The sequence below is a fragment of the Bacillus pumilus genome (assembly GCF_009937765.1).
GTDB lineage: Bacteria > Bacillota > Bacilli > Bacillales > Bacillaceae > Bacillus > Bacillus pumilus_O.
This window is the reverse complement of record NZ_CP047089.1, coordinates 774,795-796,159: the sequence shown is the minus strand read 5'-3', so window position 1 is coordinate 796,159 and position 21,365 is coordinate 774,795. Positions and strand designations below refer to the sequence as shown.

Below are 21,365 nucleotides of genomic sequence, written 5' to 3'. Positions count from 1 at the left end.
GAGGTGTCACGGCTGATGGACACACTGCAGCAATTATGGACGTATTATCAGCAGAACGGTTCATATGTGTTAGAAGAATTTTATCGGCATTTTCTCATGTCAGCGTATGGGGTGCTGTTTGCGGCAATAGTCGGAATTCCAGTAGGCATCTTTGTGGCGCATTACCGTAAGCTAAGCAATTGGATCTTTGCCATTACCAATGTCATTCAAACCATACCGGCGTTAGCGATGCTTTCCGTGTTAATGCTTGTGTTAGGACTTGGCTCAAATACAGTCATCTTATCACTCTTTCTGTATTCGCTTCTGCCGATTATCCGCAACACGTATACAGGGATTGTCAGCATTGAACATGCGTATTTAGAATCGGGTAAAGCGATGGGCATGACGAAATGGCAAGTGCTGAGAATGGTTGAATTACCGCTTGCTTTATCGGTCATAATGGCTGGTTTAAGAACGGCACTGGTCATTGCCATCGGTATTACAGCGATTGGGACATTTGTTGGTGCAGGAGGTCTAGGTGATATCATCATCAGAGGATCAAACGCCACAAACGGAACAGCCATCATTTTAGCAGGTGCGATTCCAACTGCACTCATGGCCATTATCGCTGACCTAGTCATGGGCTGGCTCGAACGTTATTTAAGCCCAACGAACAAGAAAAAAGAAAGAAAAGCATTAGCTGAAAAAAACATGACATCTGCTTAAGCGGTTGAAAAGATAAAACCTCCCTTACAATCTGTAAGGGAGGTTGTTTTATGATGATCAGGCAGTTCACATGCAGTTATTTTATGATTCAAGCGTGATCCATTCAGTAGACCACTTCGAAATTTCCTCAAAAACGGGTGCAAGGGAACGCCCCATATCAGTTAAAGAATACTCAATACGCACGGGTGTTTCAGCAAAAACTTCCCGTTTTACAATGCCTGCTGCTTCCAGTTCTTTTAATCTCTCAGATAATACTCTTCCGCTTAAATTTGTCAGAGCGGCCTCAATTTCACTAAAGCGCTGCGGACCTGAGAGAAGCTGAAAAACAATCAGTGCAACCCAGCGTTTACTCAATAACTCAACTGCTTTTTCAAACCGCGGGCACATATCAGATTGATTCATCTTTCTTCACTCCAATCTGAACCCATTATACCGTAAATTTGTCATAAATCAGCTCAAAAAGCTTGTCAATGATCAAAACATTCTAAGACGAACGGCTGTTGATTATAAATAACAGATAGCGATTGAGATCTTCTATTTCTTTTTTCGAAAGAGTTGACCAAATGTCTCCATCAAATAGTTCGAGATCGCCAAGTTCGTATTGCGCTGCGGCTTCCTTTATTTTGGATAGTGCCATTTCCTCTTCCTTCAACTGATGGACAGAAGAGGCTTCCTCAATATAGCCCGCTGCCTGCATCATATCCTCATAAGGAACCTTTAATGCACTGGCTAGTTTTTTTATCGTAGGAGGCTTTGGAATGCCGCGTTTCCCATTCTCAATACGAGAAATACCAGCAGCACTGACCTCTGAATACATGGCTAATTGGTTCACTGACAGCTTCTTTTCCTCACGTAATGCTCTTAAATATGCACCAAATTTCATCAAGGCAAAACCTCACATGGTTATAGATTAGATATGTCTATTTTACTTGATTTATTGACTATTGGCAACAAGTATACCATGAAAATATTGACATTAGTTAATGGTGAATGTATCTTAGGGATATGCCCCGCTATTTATTCGTCTTTTTTTGGTTAATGAGCGTAAGAAAGTATTCATTCAGCTGGCTGATGTCTTGTGCGGATAGCCTTTCCCATAGGTCTCCGTCAAACATGGGAAGATGTTCTACATCCTTTTGAAGCGCCGTTTGATAGATTTTCAACACGGATTCATATTTTGGTTTCATTTCATGAACTTGTTCCTGTTCAATATGACCGGCAAGCAGCATTAAATCCTCATAAGGCACCTTCAAGGCGTGTGCTAATTTTTTTATGGTTAAAGGCTTCGGCACACCACGCTTTCCATTTTCAATACGAGAAATACCAGCAGCGCTTACACCTGAATACATGGCGAGTTGATTGACAGACATTTTTCTATTTTCTCTTAAAATGCGTAATTGTTCACCAAAGTGATTCATGACATCAAACCTCACATTTCAGTATATGACTTATTTTAGTATGATCATTGACCAAAGGAAATAGTAGAAGGGCAAAAGTGTTGACTTAAGTAAATGAATCTGATTCATGTGAGCACCTACACGTTGTACATATTGATTCCATAGGAGGTTGTAATGATGGTCGAAAAGATTCAGATCAGGCGGACTTTTGTCATGCAGTATATGATCGAAAACGATATGTCTTTAAATCAGCTCGCTGATGAAATTGGCATCTCTCCTGCCACACTTAGCAGGGTATTAAATGGTCACCGGAAACCAGGCCAACTTGTCATTGGCAAAATGATTCATTACTTTGATAAAAAATTTGAAGATCTATTTTACTATGAAAACATTGACAAAAGTCAATAAATGAAATGATCAAGGAGGCAATGTCGTTGAAAAGGACTGGGATGGTCAGACATATTGATTCACTAGGCAGAATTGTTCTGCCTTCAGAAATGCGCAAGGTACTCAATATTAAAGAAGAACAACTGTTAGAAATTTCCATTGAAGATCAAACCATTATGCTGAAAAGATATGATGCAGATAAGAGCTGCCTGTTAACTGGACAAGTGACGAAGTACAACAAAAGCTATGGAAATGGGAAAGTGATGCTGAGTCCTGAAGGAGCTGAACGTTTGTTAGTAGAATTAAAACAGCTATTGAAAGAAGAAGCAACCCGTTAAAAACATGTTTTTAATTGAAAATTGCATATAAAAAATGCTGCATACTACTCTTTGGAATGAAATTGAATCAAAATAACGAATAAAGTCGACAATATAGAGGGAATCTTTATTTTGATGTTTCGTGACATGCACCTTGTTTTCATGTAAAATAAAGTTATGTGTACCAGTTTGTCTGGAGGTGTTTTTATGCACGCATTTGTTATCACATTACTCGTAATTGTCAGTATCGCACTTATCATCGTTGTATTGTTACAATCTAGTAAAAGTGCTGGACTGTCAGGCGCTATTTCAGGTGGAGCCGAGCAGCTTTTCGGTAAGCAAAAAGCGAGAGGTCTTGACTTGATACTTCACCGTTTAACGGTTATTTTGTCAGTGCTTTTCTTCATCTTAACACTTGCATTGGCATATTTAGGCGTGTAAAGCGCGAGTAACAGAAGGTCTGATCTTTTTTCAGACCTTTTTTTATTATCAGCACTCTTTTGTGTTTGTTTCATACATACAAGTGGAAAATATAAACCATATCAGAAGGAAAGGAAGTCACATCATGAAAGTTGTTACACCAAAACCATTTACGTTTAAAGGTGGAGAAAAGGCGGTGCTTCTTCTTCACGGTTTTACTGGGAATACAGCCGATGTTCGAATGCTAGGCCGTTATTTGAACGAAAGAGGCTATACGTGTCATGCACCACAATATAAAGGACACGGTGTGCCACCAGAAGAGCTTGTCCATTTTGGACCGGATGACTGGTGGAAGGATGTACAAGAAGCCTATCAATTCTTGAAAGATGAAGGCTTTGAGGAAATTGCGGTTTGCGGACTATCCCTCGGAGGAGTTTTTTCATTGAAATTAGGTTACACTGTACCTGTAAAGGGAATTGTACCTATGTGTGCACCTATGTACATAAAAAGTGAAGAAGTCATGTACCAGGGTGTACTAGAATATGCCCGTAACTATAAGAAATTCGAGGGTAAGTCAGAGGACCAAATTGAACAGGAAATGGAAGAGTTCAAGAAAACGCCAATGGATACACTTAAGAGCCTTCAAGCACTCATTGCAGATGTTAGAAACAATGTCGACATGATTTATTCACCTACTTTTGTTGTTCAGGCACGTCACGATCATATGATTAATACAGACAGTGCGAATATCATCTATAACGAAGTAGAGACAGATCAAAAGCATTTGACATGGTATGAAGAATCAGGCCATGCGATCACGCTTGATAAAGAGCGCGAGAAGGTTCATCAGGATGTATATGCATTCTTAGAATCACTTGATTGGTCAATTTAAATATATAGGGGGTTAGAGTGTGCAAAAAGAAGAATTTATGGATGAATTACTCGCTTTTATGAAAGATGAAGCGTATAAACCGTTAACCGTTCAAGAGCTGGAAGTGATGATGGAGATTACCAATCCAGATGATTATAAAGAGCTCGTCAAAGCACTTGTAATACTGGAAGATCAAGGACTCATCGTTCGCACGCGCAGCGATCGCTACGGTGTACCAGAAAAAATGAACCTGATAAAAGGAAAGCTGTCTGCTCATGCAAAAGGCTTTGCATTTGTGACACCAGAAGAGTTTGGACAGGATGATATTTTCATTCCGCCAAATGAGCTAGGCACAGCGATGAATGGTGATACGGTTATGGTTCGTGTCAGCCATAAATCAAACGGCACAAAAAAAGAAGGGACGGTCATCCGAATTCTGGAGCGTAATACTCAGACGGTTGTCGGTACCTATACAGAAACGAAAAGCTTTGGCTTTGTCATTCCTGATGATAAAAAAATCACAACCGATATCTTCATCCCGAAATCCGCTAAAAATGGAGCGGTAGAGGGGCATAAAGTGGTTGTGACGCTGACTAGCTACCCAGAAGGAAGAATGAGTGCAGAGGGCGAAGTGACTGAAATCCTCGGTCATAAAAATGACCCTGGCATTGATATCCTATCAATTATTCATAAACATGGCTTGCCAGGGGAGTTCCCAGAAGAAGCGCTCCAGCAGGCAGTAGACACACCTGAAACGATTGATGAAAAAGACCTCGAAGGCAGACGTGATCTGCGTAACGAAACGATTGTCACCATCGACGGAGCAGATGCGAAGGACTTAGATGATGCCGTTACGGTGCAAAAGCTGGATGATGGCAAATATAAGCTAGGCGTGCATATTGCAGATGTCTCTCATTATGTCACAGAGAACTCTCCGATTGATCAGGAAGCTTATGAGCGTGGAACGAGTGTATATCTCGTAGACCGCGTCATTCCGATGATCCCGCATCGCCTCTCAAACGGAATTTGCTCATTGAATCCGAAGGTCGATCGTCTCACACTATCTTGTGAAATGGTCATTGATCGAAATGGAAAGGTCGTCAAACATGAGATTTTCCAAAGTGTGATCAAAACGACGGAAAGAATGACTTATTCTGATGTGAATAAGATTCTAGTCGATCAAGACGAAGAGCTTTTAGACAAATACGAGCCGCTTGTGCCAATGTTCCAAGAGATGGAGAAACTTGCAGAGATTCTTCGCGAGAAACGAATGGAGCGCGGGGCTGTAGACTTTGACTTCAAAGAAGCAAAAGTGCTTGTGGATGAAGAAGGAGCAGCGAAAGACGTTGTTGTTCGTGAACGTTCAGTCGCCGAGAAATTAATTGAAGAATTCATGCTTGTAGCAAACGAAACGGTTGCAGAGCATATCCACTGGATGAATGTACCTTTCATCTATCGAATTCACGAAGAACCAAATCCTGAGAAGCTTCAGCGCTTTTTAGAGTTCGTGACAACGTTTGGTTACATTGTGAAAGGAACGTCGACAAACATCCATCCACGTGCACTTCAAAGTGTACTTGATGCTGTGAGGGATCAACCAGAAGAAGTTGTGATACAAACTGTCATGCTTCGTTCGATGAAACAGGCGAAGTATGATCCGGAAAGCATCGGCCATTTTGGTTTATCAACGGAATTCTATACACATTTCACATCACCGATCCGCCGTTATCCGGACTTAATCGTGCATAGACTGATTAGAACCTATTTGATTCAGAAAAAGACAGACGAAGTAACCCTAGAAAAGTGGGGCCAGTTGCTTCCTGAAATTGCAGATCATGCGTCTACCATGGAACGCCGCTCAGTCGATGCAGAGCGTGAAACAGATGATCTCAAGAAGGCAGAATTTATGCTTGATAAAATCGGTGAAGAGTTTGATGGCATGATTAGTTCCGTGACGAACTTCGGGCTATTTGTTGAACTGCCGAATACAATTGAAGGTCTTGTCCATGTCAGCTACATGACCGACGACTACTATCGCTTTGATGAGCAGCACTTTGCCATGATCGGTGAACGAACAGGGAATGTCTACCGTATCGGTGATGAAATCACAGTCAAAGTGGTGAATGTCAATAAAGATGAACACTCCATTGATTTTGAAATCGTCGGTATGAAAGGCACCCGCCGTAAATCACCAAAAGATTTTAAGTTTAAAAAACGGACAGATTCACCAGCGAAAAAAGGGCGCGGAGGTCAAAATGCCTCTGGTGATAAAGCCAAAGAGGATAAAGGCGGAAGTGACTGGTTCACAGGCCGTAAAAAGAAGAAAAAGAAAAAACGCGTCTTTGATAACGCACCAAAACAAAAGCGTAAAAAGAAAAAGTAATGTGACAAAAAGCAAATAGGGCATCACGCTCTATTTGCTTTTTGACCACATAGCGTCATTATTGTCGAAAGCTGGATTGTTTGATAAAATAATCCGTACGATTTGGACCGTGTTTGTGTCAAAAGGAGGGTGTACGCTAATGCCAAAGGGAGAGGGAAAGGTTGTTTCCCAAAACAAAAAAGCAAATCATGACTATTTTATAGAAGAAACATATGAAGCTGGCCTTGTGTTACAAGGAACTGAAATCAAATCGATTCGGGCAGGAAAAGTGAATTTAAAAGATTCCTTTGCCAAAATCGAGCGAGGAGAAGTGTTTCTTCACAACATGCACGTGAGCCCATACGAGCAGGGGAATCGTTATAACCATGATCCGCTGAGAACGAGAAAGCTACTGCTTCATCGCAAGCAAATCAGCAAATTGATTGGTGCAACAAAGGAAGAAGGCTACTCACTCGTACCTCTGAAACTCTATTTGAAAAATGGATTTGCCAAAGTGTTGATTGGAATTGGGAAAGGGAAAAAGAAATACGATAAACGTGAAGATCTGAAGAAAAAAGATGCAAAACGTGAAATCGAGCGTGCCTTCCGTGATCGTCAAAAGCAATTCTAGCCTGATGCAGATGGCTTGCTGAGAGCGGAAGCATTATGCTACAATATGTTATGCAATAAACAATCATTGTTGTTTTTACAGAAACCACCAGTTGTTTCAAGCGATGAGATTGTTATAATAGTTATATACGGAAGCAGTGAAGCTGAACTTCCATCCCGTATATCCCTTTTACAAGGGGACGTTACGGATTCGACAGGGATGGTTCGAGCTTAGGCCGCGAGCCGAGAGGCGATCTCGTTAACACGCACCTAAATGTAACTGGCAAAACTAAAAGTTTTAACCAAAACTTAGCACTAGCTGCCTAATAAGCGCAGCGAGCTCTTCCTGACATCGCCTATGTGTCTGTGAGGAGCCCAATGAAGTAGGCTACGCTTACGTTTTCGTCTGAGGACGTTAGAAGAGATCCATCAGACTAGCTCTCCAAGCGCCCGTCAGCAGGCATGCGGATGAGTGAACACCAAATATGTTGACTACGCTCGTAGACGCTTAAGTAATCGATGTCTCTGGACGTGGGTTCGACTCCCACCGTCTCCATATGAAAAAAAGTGCCAAGACCGTTATTTATAATGGGTTTGGGCACTTTTTTAATTTGCGGAATTCATTATCTAGTTGCTATGAACGATTTAGGTATTATTGAGATGAAGTTGTTTATATATAAGTGAGCTTCGTTCTTGAATCGCTTTATTGACAAAAATTAAAAATTCAATCAGATTATTTTCATCTTTAGTACTAACGGTTCCTTTAAAGTGATTGTTCCAAAATTCTTTTGGGTTACTGGATAAATCTTTTGGATTTTCTAAAAAGCTTTGTAAAAAATTCTTCTCCACAAATTTAGGCCAAGTATTAAAACTTAAAATCCACTTTGCAGATTCAAAAATATATTTTGCATACTTAACACTGCTATTGTAAAACGGATTTTCTAAAAAATTATCAATAGAATCATTACTATTTTCAAAATCATCTAAAATTATTTTAATTTGATTCAACGATATATCCCAATAATCATAGGTAGAACTGTAACGTTTACTATTAAAAGGAGAAAACCAACGTTTTTTATTTTTGATAGCGTATACAGGTATAAAATTACCTACTGTGTGGGTTAGTTTTGCATATTCTTTAAAATGAGGATTAGATAAGTTATATGTTTCCTTATAAAATGCTTTGTAAGGAGTTACGAATGAATTCATTGTTTCTCCATTTGCCTCAACAAAATTTGTTTCTTTAGTATCCCAGAATATAAATTCATTACCCCATAAGCTTTTGTATATTTCAAGGGTTAAAGGTAATCTATCACAGTCAGATCGAGATCCATAAATATTACCTTTATATAGAATCATATTTGCAATAGGGTTGTTTTCATCATATGTTAAATTTCTCAAATCGAAAATCTCTCTTTTGAAATCATAATTTATAAAATCTACTTCTGAAAGTTCCAATAACTCATCGAAAGTCATTAGTAAGTTCTCCTTCTTGTTCAGTCTTTTTTGAATGATTAACTAAATTTCCTTAAACTTAAAATAAAGTTATTTGAGTTTAGGTAATTAAAAAATAAATTACTCCTATGCATTTACATCAATAGCTTTATAACACTCAAGTTCTTTCATAAAACTAACCTAAAGTTTTTCATGATCAATTCACGTTAAATGACTATAATTACTAATACCACCTTTATTTTTTATAATTCTAGCTACGTAGAAAATAAGTCCAGAATAACTCTTTTTTTGTTAAGTGTATAGGGAAAATATATAAATATATCCACTTTTTAACCGATAATTAAATGTAGGGGTGTTCATTTCAATGAACAAAGTATAAACTAAATCACTATTCTCAATGATGATTATGTATGCCGTACTGTTGGTATTCTATACAACTGCAGCAACGAAAAGGTAGAAAAACTTTGTGCCAAGTGGTACGAGAATACAGTCGTGATATCGAAATCACAATGCTCATGATTGTTAAAAGATACTGCCATTAATACAGGTAATGCCATCTATTCGATAAAAAAGTATATGAGTAATTGCTAAAAACAAAAGATATCAATAAACTCATAGATTAATCACCGAAAGCACTTAAAAATCTTGATCTTAACAAAGCATACGATCACAGAGCTAAAGCTAATGATCAAGTAGAAAAATTCTCAAAAAGGTAAGGAGTAATTGACACATGAAAACAAACAAAAGGACAATGATTTCTATATTTCTTCTAGTATTAACATTGATGCTGAGTACAGCATGCGGAAAAAATGAAACAGTAAACGGTTCTGCGTCAGATAAAGAGCCGGCAAAAATTGAAAAGATGACCGATAAAGAATATGCTTCATGGTATAAAGGGTATCTAAAACGTTTTGAAGATAGAGTTATGCCTTTCTTTTTTTCATTAGTTCCAATGGATGATCGCTATGATAAAGAATGGGCTAGTGAACTTGAGAAGAAAATTGATAGCCTGCGAGAATTACTTAACGAAGCCAAAGAAAATGAAAACAAAGTTCCTGATACGTATAAAAAAGCAAATAGTTACTTAGTGAAAACATATGACAACTTAGAGCCGATTTTCAAAGATATCTTAAAGGTTGCAAAGCAAGATAAGGTAGACGGTGATGATTTGAATTTTGTTGATTCTAGGATGACGAAAGCATTAGAAGATATGGTTCATGCAAAAGCAGAAGTTACTAAAATTAATGATGAGAAAGCAAGTGAAAAGCCAAAGAGTAAATAAAGAAGGCTATTTTTTTTAAAAGTAGCTGTTCATATAAGCTGAAGAAAGCACGTGTCTAGGTCCATTATTATCCCACGTCTAATCAACTTGGCGCACAGCAGAACCAGAGATTCTAGTTCATGCAATCTCTGGTTCTTATTATGTACGTTTCCTTGAAGAAGACGTCACCAACCGAAAAAACAAAGGACAAACCACAATCATCGCAATTATCATTAACAAACCATTCGATACAATTTTCACAAACGTTGTTTGAACCACATAAACTGCGATCAGCAGTATATAACTCACCAAAAATATCAATCCAGATGCTCTCTTCTCAAACGGTTTCTCCAAAAGAATCAGCATAAACAGCCCCGCCATTATAATCAAAAAAGTCATATACCTTGCAAGCCTCCTCTTCATTGATCCCAATCTCCACATTGTACAGATATTTCTCCGATCGCAACATATCTCTCCCTCAAATTAAGCAAAAAGTAGTGGAAATATAAGGCCTCACAAACAAAAAATGCTGGAAACTGTACAAAAACCTCCACCCAAATCAAAATCACATCTTCCCATTTGTGACTTCCTCATATATAGTAAGATTAGACTAGTTCTAAATAACTGAAATTGGGGCGTTTACATGGATTCGATTGTTTTACATTTTATTGTGATCATGAGTGTTTCTGGCATTCTGTCCGTGATATTATCAATCATTGCTCATGCGAACCGCCACCGGTATATTGGCTGTCAATTGTTTATGTACATGTCTGGAGCAACTGCGATTTATATCTTTGGGCACACATTTGAATTACTAGCAAGTACACCTAGGGAGATTATGTTCTGGGTTTGTTTTCAATACATTGGTCTTCCGTTCATTGCGCCATTTAGTCTGATGATTGTGCTGCAATTTACGGGGTTCCATCAATATTTCACAAAGCGCCGCGTGCTTCTCATCTTACTGATTCCAACTCTCACCACCATTATGGTGTTCACCAACTCTTTTCATTCACTCTTTTATCGAAGCATTACGATGAATCCAGTAGACGGATTTTTATTGGCTGACTTTACGATTGGCTATTGGTATATCATTCATGGCGTCTATACGTTTGGCTGTTCGATGCTCGCTATTTTTATGCTGGTTTGGTTTTTGCGTGTGACAAAAAAAGAGTATTTAAAGCAGATCCTTATTTTGCTAGTGGGGATGTTACTGCCAATCACGACATCTTTTATCTATTTATTAGGCGTGACACCTCTTCATATTGATCCGGTTCCTGTGGTGATGTTTTTAACCAATGCGCTCTACTTATGGGCGATTATGTCGTTCCAGCTCTTTAAGCTTTCTCCCATTGCGATGGAGCGTGTGTTTGAGCATATGTCTGAGGGAGTTCTCATTTTAGATCGATACCGAACACTCATCGATTACAATCCCGCTGCTGCATCGATCATTCCATCCCTTTCAAATAAAAAGGGGATTGGTTTTAAAATAGACGATATATTCTCGGGATTCATCAAAGATCATGACTTCATTCAATGGCTGCGTTCTCCGCAGGATCATTCGCAATATGATTTAATGTTGGAAAGGGAAAAAGATCATTCCAGCTATTATCACTTGACCGCGTCGTCTCTATTTAATAGAAGAGGAGAGGTCGAGGGCAGGCAAATTGTGATCAGTGATGTAACAGAGCAGCGTTTATTGCAGGAAGAGCTGGAGCGTCGAGCGTATATTGATGGATTGACGAATATCTTCAATCGTTCTTCATTTATTGAACGAACGCAGATGATCCTGGAAGAGGATGCGCAGGATACGGCTGTTATGCTGTTTGACATTGATTTCTTTAAACAAATCAATGACACGCACGGACATCATATTGGAGACGAGGCGTTGCGTCATGTTGTCACCATTTGTCAGCAGCATTTACAGATGGACGATTTATTCGGACGATATGGCGGAGAAGAGTTTGCTATTTGTCTGCCGCATCATTCTTTTGAAGAGGCCTGTCATATCGCAGAGCGAATTAGACATTCGTTTGAGATGAGTTTCTTTGAGAATGAGGAGGAAAAAGTACGGGTGACAGCAAGCTTTGGAATAGCTCACACAGCTTATGATCCCAATGTATTAGAAACTCTTCTATTTGAAGCGGATCAAGCCTTGTATATGTCAAAACGCCAAGGACGCAACCGGATTTATGCGTCCACCGGAGCGGACTATATGCTTTATGAAGAGAATTGAACTACCACTTGCTTCTCATTGACGGTTGTCCTAACATTCGATATGATAAACATAACATTTGAACGGTTTCCTAAAGGGGAGTAGCTTTTACGGTCTGGTCGTCATTACAGAAACATTCGTTGTTTCTCGGCCATTCCGGCATGAACAATGTTAGCCAGACCTTTGCCTATCACACATGGGGCAAAGGTCTGGCTATTTTTAAGGTCTTTTTGCATCTGTGTGATAGAGAAGCGGAACCAATGATGTTTTTAATCCCACAGATGAAAGGATGATCGATCATGAAAAAATATGTGATGGCTTTCCTATTTTCCGGAACGCTTGTATTAAGCGGGTGCTCCGGCTTGCTTGATCAGGTCAACGATACAGCGACATATGTCACTGAGGCAAATGAATATGTGACAGACATTCAGCAATTTACAGAGGACTTTCCAAAACTTGCTGAAGAAGCTGTGCAAAATGCCGCCAAAAAGGCAGAATTAACCCAGCAGCTAGAATCATTGAAGGCAGACATTCAAGAATTTAATGAAGTCACAGCACCTAAAATAGCAGAAGACCTGCATGCGCAGATCATTGAAAAAAATGAGGTGCTGTCAGAGGAAATTCAGACGTATTTACAGCAATTGAAAGCAGACAACATTGACATTGCTGCGATGCTTGAGGACCAGCAAGGGTTGATCAAGCAGCTTCAGCAGTCCGTCAATCTATTGCAGGACATTGAACAATTAACAAACTAAAGCAAGCACGATAGAGTATATTTAGCATATCTTTGCCTTTTTCGGTGGAGATATGCTTTAATTTAGGTAAAGATAAGTCATATTAGAAAAAAGGTGATCACATGACAGAACATGAAGAAAGACATATGGCTTCACCTAGAGCCGAGAAGGAAAAAGACCAATTGATCAATCGGTTGAAACGAGTGGAAGGACAAGTGCGCGGGATTCAGCAAATGATTGAAAACGATCGTTACTGTATAGATGTTGTGAATCAAATCTCCGCTGTCAATGCGGCTTTGAAAAAGGTCAGTCTTCATTTGATGGAAAAGCATACACATCATTGCGTAGCAGATGCAATCAAGAGCGGCAATGGGGATGAAGCCATTGAAGAGTTAATGACGGTCTTTACGAAACTGACAAAATCGTAGCATTTATGTTTACATTGATACCCTACTAGGGTATAGTAAATTGTAGAAATTGATTGATGGAGGCGATGAGAAGTGGAACAAGCAACACTTCAAGTGCAGGGCATGTCTTGCGGACATTGCGTGAAAGCAGTCGAAGGAAATGTAGGAGAACTAGCAGGTGTTGAAACTGTGAAAGTCCATTTAGACAAAGGAGAGGTGGAAGTTTCTTTTCACCCAGATCAAGTCACGTTGCACCGTATCTCTGATATAATTGAAGAACAGGGATATGATGTCGTTTAAATGAACATTCGTGCTGCATAACAGCACGTATTTTTTTCAAAATATAATACCCCCATGGTGTATATGGAGAGGTGAGGTCAATGAAGAAGGAAATCGACTTTCAAATTACGGGGATGACCTGTGCTGCCTGTGCAGGACGCATTGAAAAGGGATTGAACAGGCTGGAAGGTGTGGAGGATGCCAATGTGAATTTGGCGCTGGAAACATCTCATGTTGTGTATGAAGCAGAACAACTCACACCAGATGATCTCAAGAAAAAAATTCAATCCCTCGGCTACGATGTGGTGATGGAGCAAGCAGAATTTGATATAGAGGGAATGACGTGTGCAGCGTGTGCCAACCGAATCGAGAAAAAAATCAATCGGATGGCTGGTGTTGATCACGGATCTGTGAACTTTGCGCTGGAGACCCTTCAGGTCACGTATCACCCAGGGCAAACGTCTACAAGTGATATAAAGGAAGCGGTTCAGTCCATTGGGTATTCTTTAATTGAACCAGCTGTAGATGAAGCAGAGGAAGGAAAGAAAGATCATCGCCAAGCAGCAATAGAGAAGCAGACGGCGCGCTTTCTATTTTCAATGATCCTGTCACTGCCGCTTCTTTGGGCAATGGTCAGCCATTTTTCTTTCACGTCTTTTATTTGGCTGCCTGAAGCGTTCATGAATCCTTGGGTTCAGCTGGCGTTAGCAGCACCCGTTCAGTTCATTGTCGGCTGGCCCTTCTATGTAGGTGCGTATAAAGCGTTACGTAATAAAAGTGCCAACATGGATGTTCTTGTCGCACTTGGGACATCAGCTGCGTTTTTCTATAGTTTATATGAAAGCATTCAGTCAGCGGTTCAAGGCACACATGAGGCAGCCCTCTATTATGAAACAAGTGCTGTACTCATTACGTTGATCGTACTCGGTAAATTAATGGAAGCAAGAGCAAAAGGGAGATCATCAGAAGCGATTCAAAAGCTGATGGGTCTACAAGCGAAAGAAGCGGTCATTGAGCGAGATGGGAAAGAGATGACCGTGCCTATTTCTGAAGTGAAAGTAAATGACCTTGTGTTTGTCAAACCGGGAGAGAAAGTACCGGTCGATGGAGAGATCGTGGAGGGCACAACCGCAATCGATGAGTCCATGATAACTGGCGAAAGTTTGCCTGTTGATAAAACGGCTGGTGATTCGGTCATCGGGGCAACCATCAATAAAAATGGGTTTGTAAAAGTGAAAGCGACAAAGGTTGGGAAAGAGACCGCCCTTTCACAGATTATCCGAGTCGTAGAACAAGCACAGGGCTCAAAAGCACCGATTCAAAGGATGGCCGATCAAATATCAGGTATATTCGTTCCTATCGTTGTAGGAATTGCAGTGCTCACCTTCCTGATTTGGTTTTTCTTTGTTGATCCAGGAAATGTGACAGCAGCCCTTGAAACCTTTATAGCGGTCATCGTTATCGCATGTCCGTGTGCACTCGGCCTTGCTACACCAACCTCGATTATGGCTGGAAGCGGCCGTGCCGCTGAATCAGGCATCCTGTTTAAAGGCGGGGAGCATTTAGAAGTGACTCAATCACTCGACACGGTGGTGTTAGATAAAACGGGAACTGTGACAAAAGGGGAACCGAGTCTGACAGATGTGCAGGCATATGCTAATTGGACAGAAGATGCGTTGCTTCAGTTAGTAGGATCAGCTGAACAGCAGTCGGAACACCCGCTTGCTAGAGCCATCACAGATGGAATGAAGGAACAAGGTCTTGAAGTGGTCGAGATTGAAGCCTTCCAAGCGGACCCAGGTCATGGGATTGAAGCAAAGGCAGCAGGACACAAGCTTTTGGTTGGAACGCGTAAGCTATTACAGAAACATCATATCCCATATGATCAAGTCGAAGCATCCGTCACGACACTGGAGCAGCAAGGGAAAACGGCTATGCTTGTCGCAATTGACGGCGAAGTTGCTGGTATTGTTGCGGTCGCAGATACGATCAAATCATCCTCGTCTCAAGCAATCAAGCGTCTAAAAGAGCAAGGGATTCACGTCGTGATGATGACAGGCGATAACAAGCTGACAGCAGAGGCGATTGCGAAACAGGCGGGCATTGATCATATCATTGCTGAAGTCTTGCCTGAGGAAAAGGCAGCACACATTGCGGCGCTTCAGGAAGAAGGAAAGAAAGTCGCCATGGTTGGAGATGGCATCAATGATGCACCGGCCCTTGCGACAGCGAATATTGGGATGGCAGTGGGAACAGGGACAGATGTCGCCATGGAAGCAGCAGATATCACACTCATGACAGGAGATCTCCATGCGATTGCGGATGCGCTTGAATTTAGTCAAAAAACGATGAGAAACATTAAGCAAAATCTTTTTTGGGCGCTTGCTTATAATTGTATTGGGATACCGATAGCTGCTTTTGGGCTCCTTGCGCCATGGCTTGCAGGAGCAGCAATGGCATTTAGCTCCGTGTCCGTTGTATTGAACGCGCTCAGATTGCAGCGATTGAAGCCTGTGAGAGAGGAAGTGGCACAATGAAACTGAATGTCAAATGGATTTGGACGATTAGTGCATTGTTCTACGTTGCTCTTGTCCTCATTGGATATGCGACGTACGATCGATTTTCTCCACAACAAGATACACCAAGTGAACAAATGCAAAATCATTAGGACTTCGCCCAAAAGCGGAGTCTTTTTTTAACAATTTTGTGGAAAAACCCACCTTTTAAAAGATTTTTCATAAAAAATTCACTTCTTTTTGTTCCTTTTTGTCGTTTTTTGTAGGTTCATCGTTAAGATGCGATTAAGCAACAAAGAAAGCGTTATCAAAAAAAGGGGGTTCACGTATGAAAAAGTTAGGGTTAGCTTCTCAAATACTCATCGCGCTTGTTCTGGGTGTTATCGTGGGAGCGCTGTTTTATCAAAATGAAACCGTTATTAATGTGTTAACGCCGATTGGCGATATATTCATCCACTTAATTAAAATGATCGTTCTGCCAATTGTTATTGCTGCGTTGATTGTCGCAGTAGCTGGTGTAGGGGATATGAAAACCATCGGAAGACTCGGTGGGAAAACGATTCTTTACTTCGAAATTGTGACAACGATTGCATTAGCAGTAGGACTGCTTGCAGCAAACTTCTTCCATCCTGGTACAGGAATTGACATGAGCAACATGGAAAAAGGCGATATCTCTAAATATGAAGAGACATCAAAAGCTTCTTCCGAAAAAGCAAGTTTCTCTGAAACGATTGTGCATCTAGTGCCAACAAACGTGTTCCAATCTATTGCAGAAGGTGATCTATTACCAACGATCTTCTTTACCGTCTTATTCGGATTAGGAATTGCCGCAGTAGGAGACAAAGGAAAACCAGTATTAGGATTCTTTGAGGGGATACTCGAAGCCATGTTCTGGGTGACCAATAAAGTGATGAAGTTTGCACCATTTGGTGTATTCGCGCTCATCAGTGTGACGGTGATCAAATTCGGGGTCGGAGCGCTTCTCCCGCTAGGTAAGCTGGTACTTGTCGTTTACGGCACAATGGCATTCTTCGTGATTGTCGTACTTGGCATTATCGCAAAATTAGCTGGAACAAGCGTCTTTACACTATTTAAAGTGCTAAAAGAAGAAATCATTCTTGCATTCTCAACAGCAAGTTCAGAAGCTGTACTGCCTAGACTAATGGATAAAATGGAGAAGTTCGGCTGCCCGAAAGCGATCACGTCGTTCGTTATCCCAACAGGCTACACCTTTAACTTAGATGGAAGTGCCATCTATCAATCCATTGCCGCCATATTTGTTGCACAAATGTACGGCATGCCACTTTCAATCTATGAGCAAATTACGTTACTATTAATCTTGATGCTGACATCTAAAGGAATGGCTGGTGTACCAGGTGCATCCATCGTTGTTGTCATCACAACACTTGGTGCAATGGGACTGCCGCTTGAAGGACTTGCCTTCATCGTTGGGATCGACCGTATTCTTGACATGGTTCGTACAACTGTTAACGTATTTGGTAACTCACTTGCAGCCATTGTCATGTCTAAGTGGGAAAAAGTGTTTGATCAAGAGAAATCGAAGAAGTATATTGAGGAATTAAAACAACAAACAAAAGCAGCGTAAAAGGAGATCTTTTCAAATGACGAAGCTACAGGACAAGCAAGTTCGAATCGAACGAGACTTTCTAGGTGAAAAGGAAGTAGACACTCAAGCGTATTATGGAATTCAAACATTACGTGCAGTAGAGAACTTTCCAATTACTGGCTACCATGTTCATGAGGAACTCATCAAAGCATTAGGGATTGTCAAAAAGGCAGCCGCACTTGCAAATATGGATACAAAGCGACTCTATTCTGGTCTTGGAGAAAAAATTGTCCAAGCTGCCGATGAGGTTATTGAAGGAAAATGGAACAATCAATTTATAGTCGATCCAATTCAAGGCGGGGCTGGCACTTCAATGAATATGAATGCCAATGAAGTCATTGCAAACAGAGCGCTTGAATTACTAGGAAAGGAAAAAGGCGCTTATACTGAGCTAAGTCCAAACACGCATGTGAACATGTCGCAGTCAACAAACGACGTTTTCCCAACAGCGATTCATATTTCAACATTGAATATGATTGAAAAACTACTTTATACGATGGAAAACATGCATCAAGTCATGACAGAAAAAGCACAAGAATTCGATCATGTGATCAAAATGGGACGTACGCATCTTCAGGACGCTGTTCCAATTAGACTTGGTCAAGAGTTTAGTGCTTATGCAAAGGTTCTTGCTCGTGATATTAAACGGATCAAGCAGTCTAAACAGCATTTATATGAAGTCAATATGGGTGCAACAGCAGTCGGAACTGGCTTGAATGCTGATCCTAAATATATTCGCCAAGTGGTCGGCTATCTATCTGACATTAGCGGATTACCGTTAGTTGGAGCAGAAGATTTAGTCGATGCCACTCAAAATACGGATGCTTATACTGAAGTATCGGCTGCACTGAAAGTATGTATGATGAATATGTCCAAAATGGCGAACGATATTCGCTTGATGGCATCAGGTCCAAGAGCAGGCTTTGGTGAGCTTCACTTGCCGCCGAGACAGCCGGGTTCATCCATCATGCCAGGGAAAGTCAACCCAGTGATGCCTGAGGTCATGAACCAAGTGGCATTCCAAGTCATCGGAAATGACCACACGATCTGTCTTGCATCAGAGGCGGGTCAGCTGGAACTGAACGTCATGGAGCCAGTTTTAATATTCAACTTACTACAATCTCTCAGCATGATGAAGAATGTATTTGAGTCATTCATGGACAACTGCTTGCGTGATCTAAAAGCAGATGAAACGAGATTAAAAGAATATGTAGAAAAAAGTGCTGGTGTCATGACAGCAGTGAATCCGCATATTGGTTATGAAGCTGCTGCACGAATTGCAAGAGAAGCGATTCTTACAGGCGCATCTGTACGTGAGCTTTGTCTGCAAAATGATGTGTTAACAGAGGAAGAGCTTGACGTCATCTTGAATCCTTTTGAAATGACCAAACCAGGTATTGCTGGCGCATCACTTTTAGAAAAGGATCGTTTAGAAGATTAAGCGGCATCATGAGAAGCGCACACCGACAAAGTTCCGGTGTGCGCTTTTTTATGGATGTTTGTTTTTCTCAAGCCCACATAGTATACTATCGTCAATTATTAGGGATGTGACTGCGTTTGAATCTACTGAAAAAATGGCTAAATACAGAGCCTTATTTAATTGTCATGCTCATTGTACTGACACCGATTGGCGGAGAGTTTAAATTTTATCCATTTGAGGACAGCTTTCGGGTCAGCTTTGGAACCGTTGTCTTTTTCTTTATCCTGCTTCAAATGAAAAAATTCCCGGCATGGGCAAGCGGTATCATTGCAGGGGTTTCTGTTTTTGCATTTCGTGTGCTTCTTGATACAGCCGTCACAGGTCATCTTCCGCTGGAAGAAGCGGTTTCGTTAAGATTTCCTCCCCTGCTTTATTATGTCGTCTACGGCACGCTCTTTTATTTATTAAAGGTCAAACGTTTCCGCGATCAGCCTTGGCTGATTGGAGCGACTGGTATCATCATGGAGCTGTGTGCGAGCGTTGTTGAAATGATTACGCTTCGCGGTACCATCGATGAAATTTTAACGATGCGGACGCTGTTTCAGCTTTTCGTTTTAGCGATTTTCAGAAGCTTTTTCGTGTTGGCTTGTTATACAATGATTCGCTTGTATGAAGAGCAGGCGAGAGAGCGTCAGATGAAAAAGGAAAAGGAACATCTGCTCATGCTCCTGTCTAACCTTTATACGGAATCTACATACTTTCATAAAACACTTGCACATGCTGAGCACATTACAGCGACATCCTACCAATTGTATCAATCCCTGCATCACGCAAAGGATGCGGAATCTTTGGATTTGAAAAAGCTCGGAAAAACAGCCCTGCAAATCGCAGGAGAGGTGCATGAGATCAAAAAGGATAACCAGCGGATTTTTTCTGCCTTATCAAAGCTGATTCATGAAGAAAATTTTCAGGCGTATGCAAATCCTGCGCATATTGCTGGGCTTGTGATCCGTATTCATGAAAATTACGCAGAATCTCTTAAAAAAAACATTGTCTTTCATTATGATGAAGATGGGCAGCATCCCGTCTATCACGTGTATACCATTCTATCTTTGTTAAACAATATCGTTTCCAATGCTGTCGAAGCCATTCCGGTGGATGGAGAGGTGTCACTCTCTATTTCTCAGAAAGAGAACCATGTGGTCTTTCAAATTAGTGACAACGGGCCTGGTATTAAAGAGCGCAATCACCATGTGATTTTTAAACCCGGTTTTACTTTAAAATACGATCAGGCTGGGAATCCATCAAGCGGTATTGGGCTTTCCTATGTAAAGGATACAGCGGAGAAGCTTGGCGGAAGTGTTGAGATGCAGAGTGTCCCAAATAAACAAACGACTTTCACGTTAACGATACCAATGGATCAAGTCAGTAGAAAAGAGGGGATTGGGAGATGAGATTTTTTATTGTGGATGATGATGAAGCCGTGCGTTCTTCACTGGCTCAGCTCATTGAAGATGAAGAGCTTGGTATTGTCGCAGGGGAAGCAGAGGATGGCGCAGAGTTAACAGCAAGCTACTTAAATGATTTGCACATTGATATCTTATGTATTGATCTATTAATGCCAGAAAGAGACGGTCTTGAAACGATTCGAGCCATAAAAGATGAGTTTCATGGGAAATACTTAATGCTGTCACAGGTAGAAACAAAGGAATTAATCGGTCAGGCATATACGCTTGGTGTCGAGTATTATGTGACAAAGCCAATCAATCGTGTAGAGGTGTTAAGTGTGCTCCACCTCATGATTGAGCGGCTTCATTTAGAGCATTCCATTGAAAATATTCAGCATTCACTCAAATCTGTCATGCAGTTTCAGCAGCGCGGTCAGACGAAAACGAAGCAGCGGGGTAAAACGCTTGCAGAAGCAGGTCAGTTCTTGCTTGCAGAGCTTGGGATTGTGGGTGAAAAGGGGTCTAAAGATTTATTAGATATGATTCTCTTCACAGATCAGTATTTAGCACTGCATACCGAACATCATGATTCCTTTCCTTCTTTAAAGGTCATTTTCAATGGTGTTACGGAGGATAAATTAAATGAGCCTTACACATCGGCAGACATTGCAAGAGAAGCGAAGGCAGCGGAACAGCGGGTGAGGCGTGCGATCAACCAATCATTGAAACACATCGCATCACTTGGGTTAACTGATTTTTCTCATCCGACTTTTGAAAATTACGCCTCTAAATTCTTTGATTTCACCATCGTGCGAAAGAAAATGAGTGAATTAACAAAAGAGACAAGCGGAAGAGAAGAACATACCCGTATCAATGTGAAGAAATTTGTGCAGGTGCTCTATTACGAAGCAAAACGTATTTTTATGGAAGATTAAAAA

Annotated in this window: 23 protein-coding genes and 1 other RNA gene; 19 read left to right on the top strand and 5 right to left on the bottom strand. The window is 40.8% G+C overall.

Annotated elements, in window-relative coordinates:
- The first annotated feature begins 15 nt into the window (after positions 1 to 15).
- The gene (locus GPS65_RS03965) at positions 16 to 705 is read left to right on the top strand and encodes an ABC transporter permease (protein WP_012011288.1); all 690 of its coding nucleotides are present in this window, start codon (positions 16 to 18) and stop codon (positions 703 to 705) included.
- Positions 706 to 786: 81 nt separating this feature from the next.
- On the opposite strand, the gene GPS65_RS03960 is transcribed toward GPS65_RS03965, so the two are convergent.
- The 3 genes from GPS65_RS03960 to GPS65_RS03950 form a co-directional block, all read right to left on the bottom strand.
- The gene (locus GPS65_RS03960; RefSeq protein ID WP_058013669.1) at positions 787 to 1,107 is read right to left on the bottom strand and encodes a catDE operon transcriptional regulator CatR; all 321 of its coding nucleotides are present in this window, start codon (positions 1,105 to 1,107) and stop codon (positions 787 to 789) included.
- Between the two features lie 82 nt (positions 1,108 to 1,189).
- Positions 1,190 to 1,588 (bottom strand): helix-turn-helix domain-containing protein, encoded by a 399-nt coding sequence (locus GPS65_RS03955; protein ID WP_012011286.1) that lies wholly within the window; start codon positions 1,586 to 1,588, stop codon positions 1,190 to 1,192.
- 130 nt (positions 1,589 to 1,718) lie between these two features.
- Positions 1,719 to 2,123, bottom strand: a complete 405-nt coding sequence (locus tag GPS65_RS03950) for a helix-turn-helix domain-containing protein (protein WP_012011285.1) — start codon at positions 2,121 to 2,123, stop codon at positions 1,719 to 1,721.
- Between the two features lie 153 nt (positions 2,124 to 2,276).
- On the opposite strand from GPS65_RS03950, the gene GPS65_RS03945 reads away from it, so the two are divergent.
- The 7 genes from GPS65_RS03945 (at position 2,277) to ssrA (ending at position 7,627) form a co-directional block, all read left to right on the top strand.
- On the top strand, positions 2,277 to 2,510 hold the full coding sequence (locus GPS65_RS03945) for a helix-turn-helix domain-containing protein (protein ID WP_012011284.1): 234 nt from the start codon (positions 2,277 to 2,279) through the stop codon (positions 2,508 to 2,510).
- 26 nt (positions 2,511 to 2,536) lie between these two features.
- Entirely contained in the window at positions 2,537 to 2,827 is a 291-nt protein-coding gene (locus GPS65_RS03940) for an AbrB/MazE/SpoVT family DNA-binding domain-containing protein (protein ID WP_119125376.1), read from the top strand.
- Positions 2,828 to 3,013: 186 nt separating this feature from the next.
- Positions 3,014 to 3,247 carry a preprotein translocase subunit SecG gene (secG, locus tag GPS65_RS03935; RefSeq protein ID WP_003212746.1) on the top strand — a complete coding sequence of 78 codons (234 nt, stop codon included), beginning with the start codon at positions 3,014 to 3,016 and terminating at the stop codon, positions 3,245 to 3,247.
- Between the two features lie 124 nt (positions 3,248 to 3,371).
- Entirely contained in the window at positions 3,372 to 4,118 is a 747-nt protein-coding gene (locus GPS65_RS03930; protein WP_012011281.1) for an alpha/beta hydrolase, read from the top strand.
- Between the two features lie 19 nt (positions 4,119 to 4,137).
- Positions 4,138 to 6,480 (top strand): ribonuclease R, encoded by a 2,343-nt coding sequence (gene rnr / locus GPS65_RS03925; protein ID WP_119125375.1) that lies wholly within the window; start codon positions 4,138 to 4,140, stop codon positions 6,478 to 6,480.
- Positions 6,481 to 6,619: 139 nt separating this feature from the next.
- Complete coding sequence (gene smpB / locus GPS65_RS03920; protein ID WP_012011279.1) at positions 6,620 to 7,090, top strand: SsrA-binding protein SmpB; 471 nt, start codon at positions 6,620 to 6,622, stop codon at positions 7,088 to 7,090.
- Positions 7,091 to 7,264: 174 nt separating this feature from the next.
- Positions 7,265 to 7,627: a transfer-messenger RNA gene (gene ssrA, locus GPS65_RS03915) on the top strand.
- Between the two features lie 86 nt (positions 7,628 to 7,713).
- Here ssrA and GPS65_RS03910 read toward each other — a convergent pair.
- Positions 7,714 to 8,544, bottom strand: a complete 831-nt coding sequence (locus GPS65_RS03910) for a hypothetical protein (protein ID WP_012011278.1) — start codon at positions 8,542 to 8,544, stop codon at positions 7,714 to 7,716.
- A gap of 709 nt (positions 8,545 to 9,253) precedes the next feature.
- Between GPS65_RS03910 and GPS65_RS03905 the strand changes: the two genes are divergently transcribed.
- Positions 9,254 to 9,805, top strand: coding sequence for a hypothetical protein (locus tag GPS65_RS03905; RefSeq protein WP_119125374.1), 552 nt, complete (start codon positions 9,254 to 9,256; stop codon positions 9,803 to 9,805).
- A gap of 316 nt (positions 9,806 to 10,121) precedes the next feature.
- Here the strand turns inward: GPS65_RS03905 and GPS65_RS19615 are convergent, their stop codons facing one another.
- Complete coding sequence (locus GPS65_RS19615; RefSeq protein ID WP_260857576.1) at positions 10,122 to 10,250, bottom strand: hypothetical protein; 129 nt, start codon at positions 10,248 to 10,250, stop codon at positions 10,122 to 10,124.
- A gap of 177 nt (positions 10,251 to 10,427) precedes the next feature.
- On the opposite strand from GPS65_RS19615, the gene GPS65_RS03900 reads away from it, so the two are divergent.
- From GPS65_RS03900 to GPS65_RS03860, 10 genes are all read left to right on the top strand, one after another.
- Positions 10,428 to 12,017: a histidine kinase N-terminal 7TM domain-containing diguanylate cyclase gene (locus GPS65_RS03900; RefSeq protein ID WP_012011275.1), complete on the top strand. Its 1,590-nt coding sequence runs from the start codon at positions 10,428 to 10,430 to the stop codon at positions 12,015 to 12,017.
- 278 nt (positions 12,018 to 12,295) lie between these two features.
- Positions 12,296 to 12,751: a DUF6376 family protein gene (locus GPS65_RS03895; protein ID WP_012011273.1), complete on the top strand. Its 456-nt coding sequence runs from the start codon at positions 12,296 to 12,298 to the stop codon at positions 12,749 to 12,751.
- Positions 12,752 to 12,852: 101 nt separating this feature from the next.
- On the top strand, positions 12,853 to 13,158 hold the full coding sequence (locus GPS65_RS03890) for a metal-sensing transcriptional repressor (RefSeq protein WP_012011272.1): 306 nt from the start codon (positions 12,853 to 12,855) through the stop codon (positions 13,156 to 13,158).
- A 72-nt stretch (positions 13,159 to 13,230) separates the two neighbouring features.
- On the top strand, positions 13,231 to 13,437 hold the full coding sequence (copZ, locus tag GPS65_RS03885; RefSeq protein WP_119125370.1) for a copper chaperone CopZ: 207 nt from the start codon (positions 13,231 to 13,233) through the stop codon (positions 13,435 to 13,437).
- A gap of 80 nt (positions 13,438 to 13,517) precedes the next feature.
- On the top strand, positions 13,518 to 15,953 hold the full coding sequence (locus GPS65_RS03880; RefSeq protein ID WP_012011270.1) for a heavy metal translocating P-type ATPase: 2,436 nt from the start codon (positions 13,518 to 13,520) through the stop codon (positions 15,951 to 15,953).
- On the top strand, positions 15,950 to 16,084 hold the full coding sequence (locus GPS65_RS19610) for a hypothetical protein (RefSeq protein ID WP_012011269.1): 135 nt from the start codon (positions 15,950 to 15,952) through the stop codon (positions 16,082 to 16,084). Before GPS65_RS03880 ends, GPS65_RS19610 begins: the two co-directional genes overlap by 4 nt.
- A gap of 176 nt (positions 16,085 to 16,260) precedes the next feature.
- Positions 16,261 to 17,538, top strand: coding sequence for a cation:dicarboxylate symporter family transporter (locus GPS65_RS03875; protein WP_012011268.1), 1,278 nt, complete (start codon positions 16,261 to 16,263; stop codon positions 17,536 to 17,538).
- A gap of 16 nt (positions 17,539 to 17,554) precedes the next feature.
- A complete protein-coding gene (gene aspA / locus GPS65_RS03870) occupies positions 17,555 to 19,000 on the top strand; it encodes an aspartate ammonia-lyase (RefSeq protein WP_088001228.1) in 1,446 nt (481 codons plus the stop codon).
- Between the two features lie 116 nt (positions 19,001 to 19,116).
- Positions 19,117 to 20,433: a sensor histidine kinase gene (locus GPS65_RS03865; RefSeq protein ID WP_161985343.1), complete on the top strand. Its 1,317-nt coding sequence runs from the start codon at positions 19,117 to 19,119 to the stop codon at positions 20,431 to 20,433.
- On the top strand, positions 20,430 to 21,362 hold the full coding sequence (locus GPS65_RS03860) for a response regulator (protein WP_012011265.1): 933 nt from the start codon (positions 20,430 to 20,432) through the stop codon (positions 21,360 to 21,362). Before GPS65_RS03865 ends, GPS65_RS03860 begins: the two co-directional genes overlap by 4 nt.
- Positions 21,363 to 21,365 lie beyond the last annotated feature (3 nt).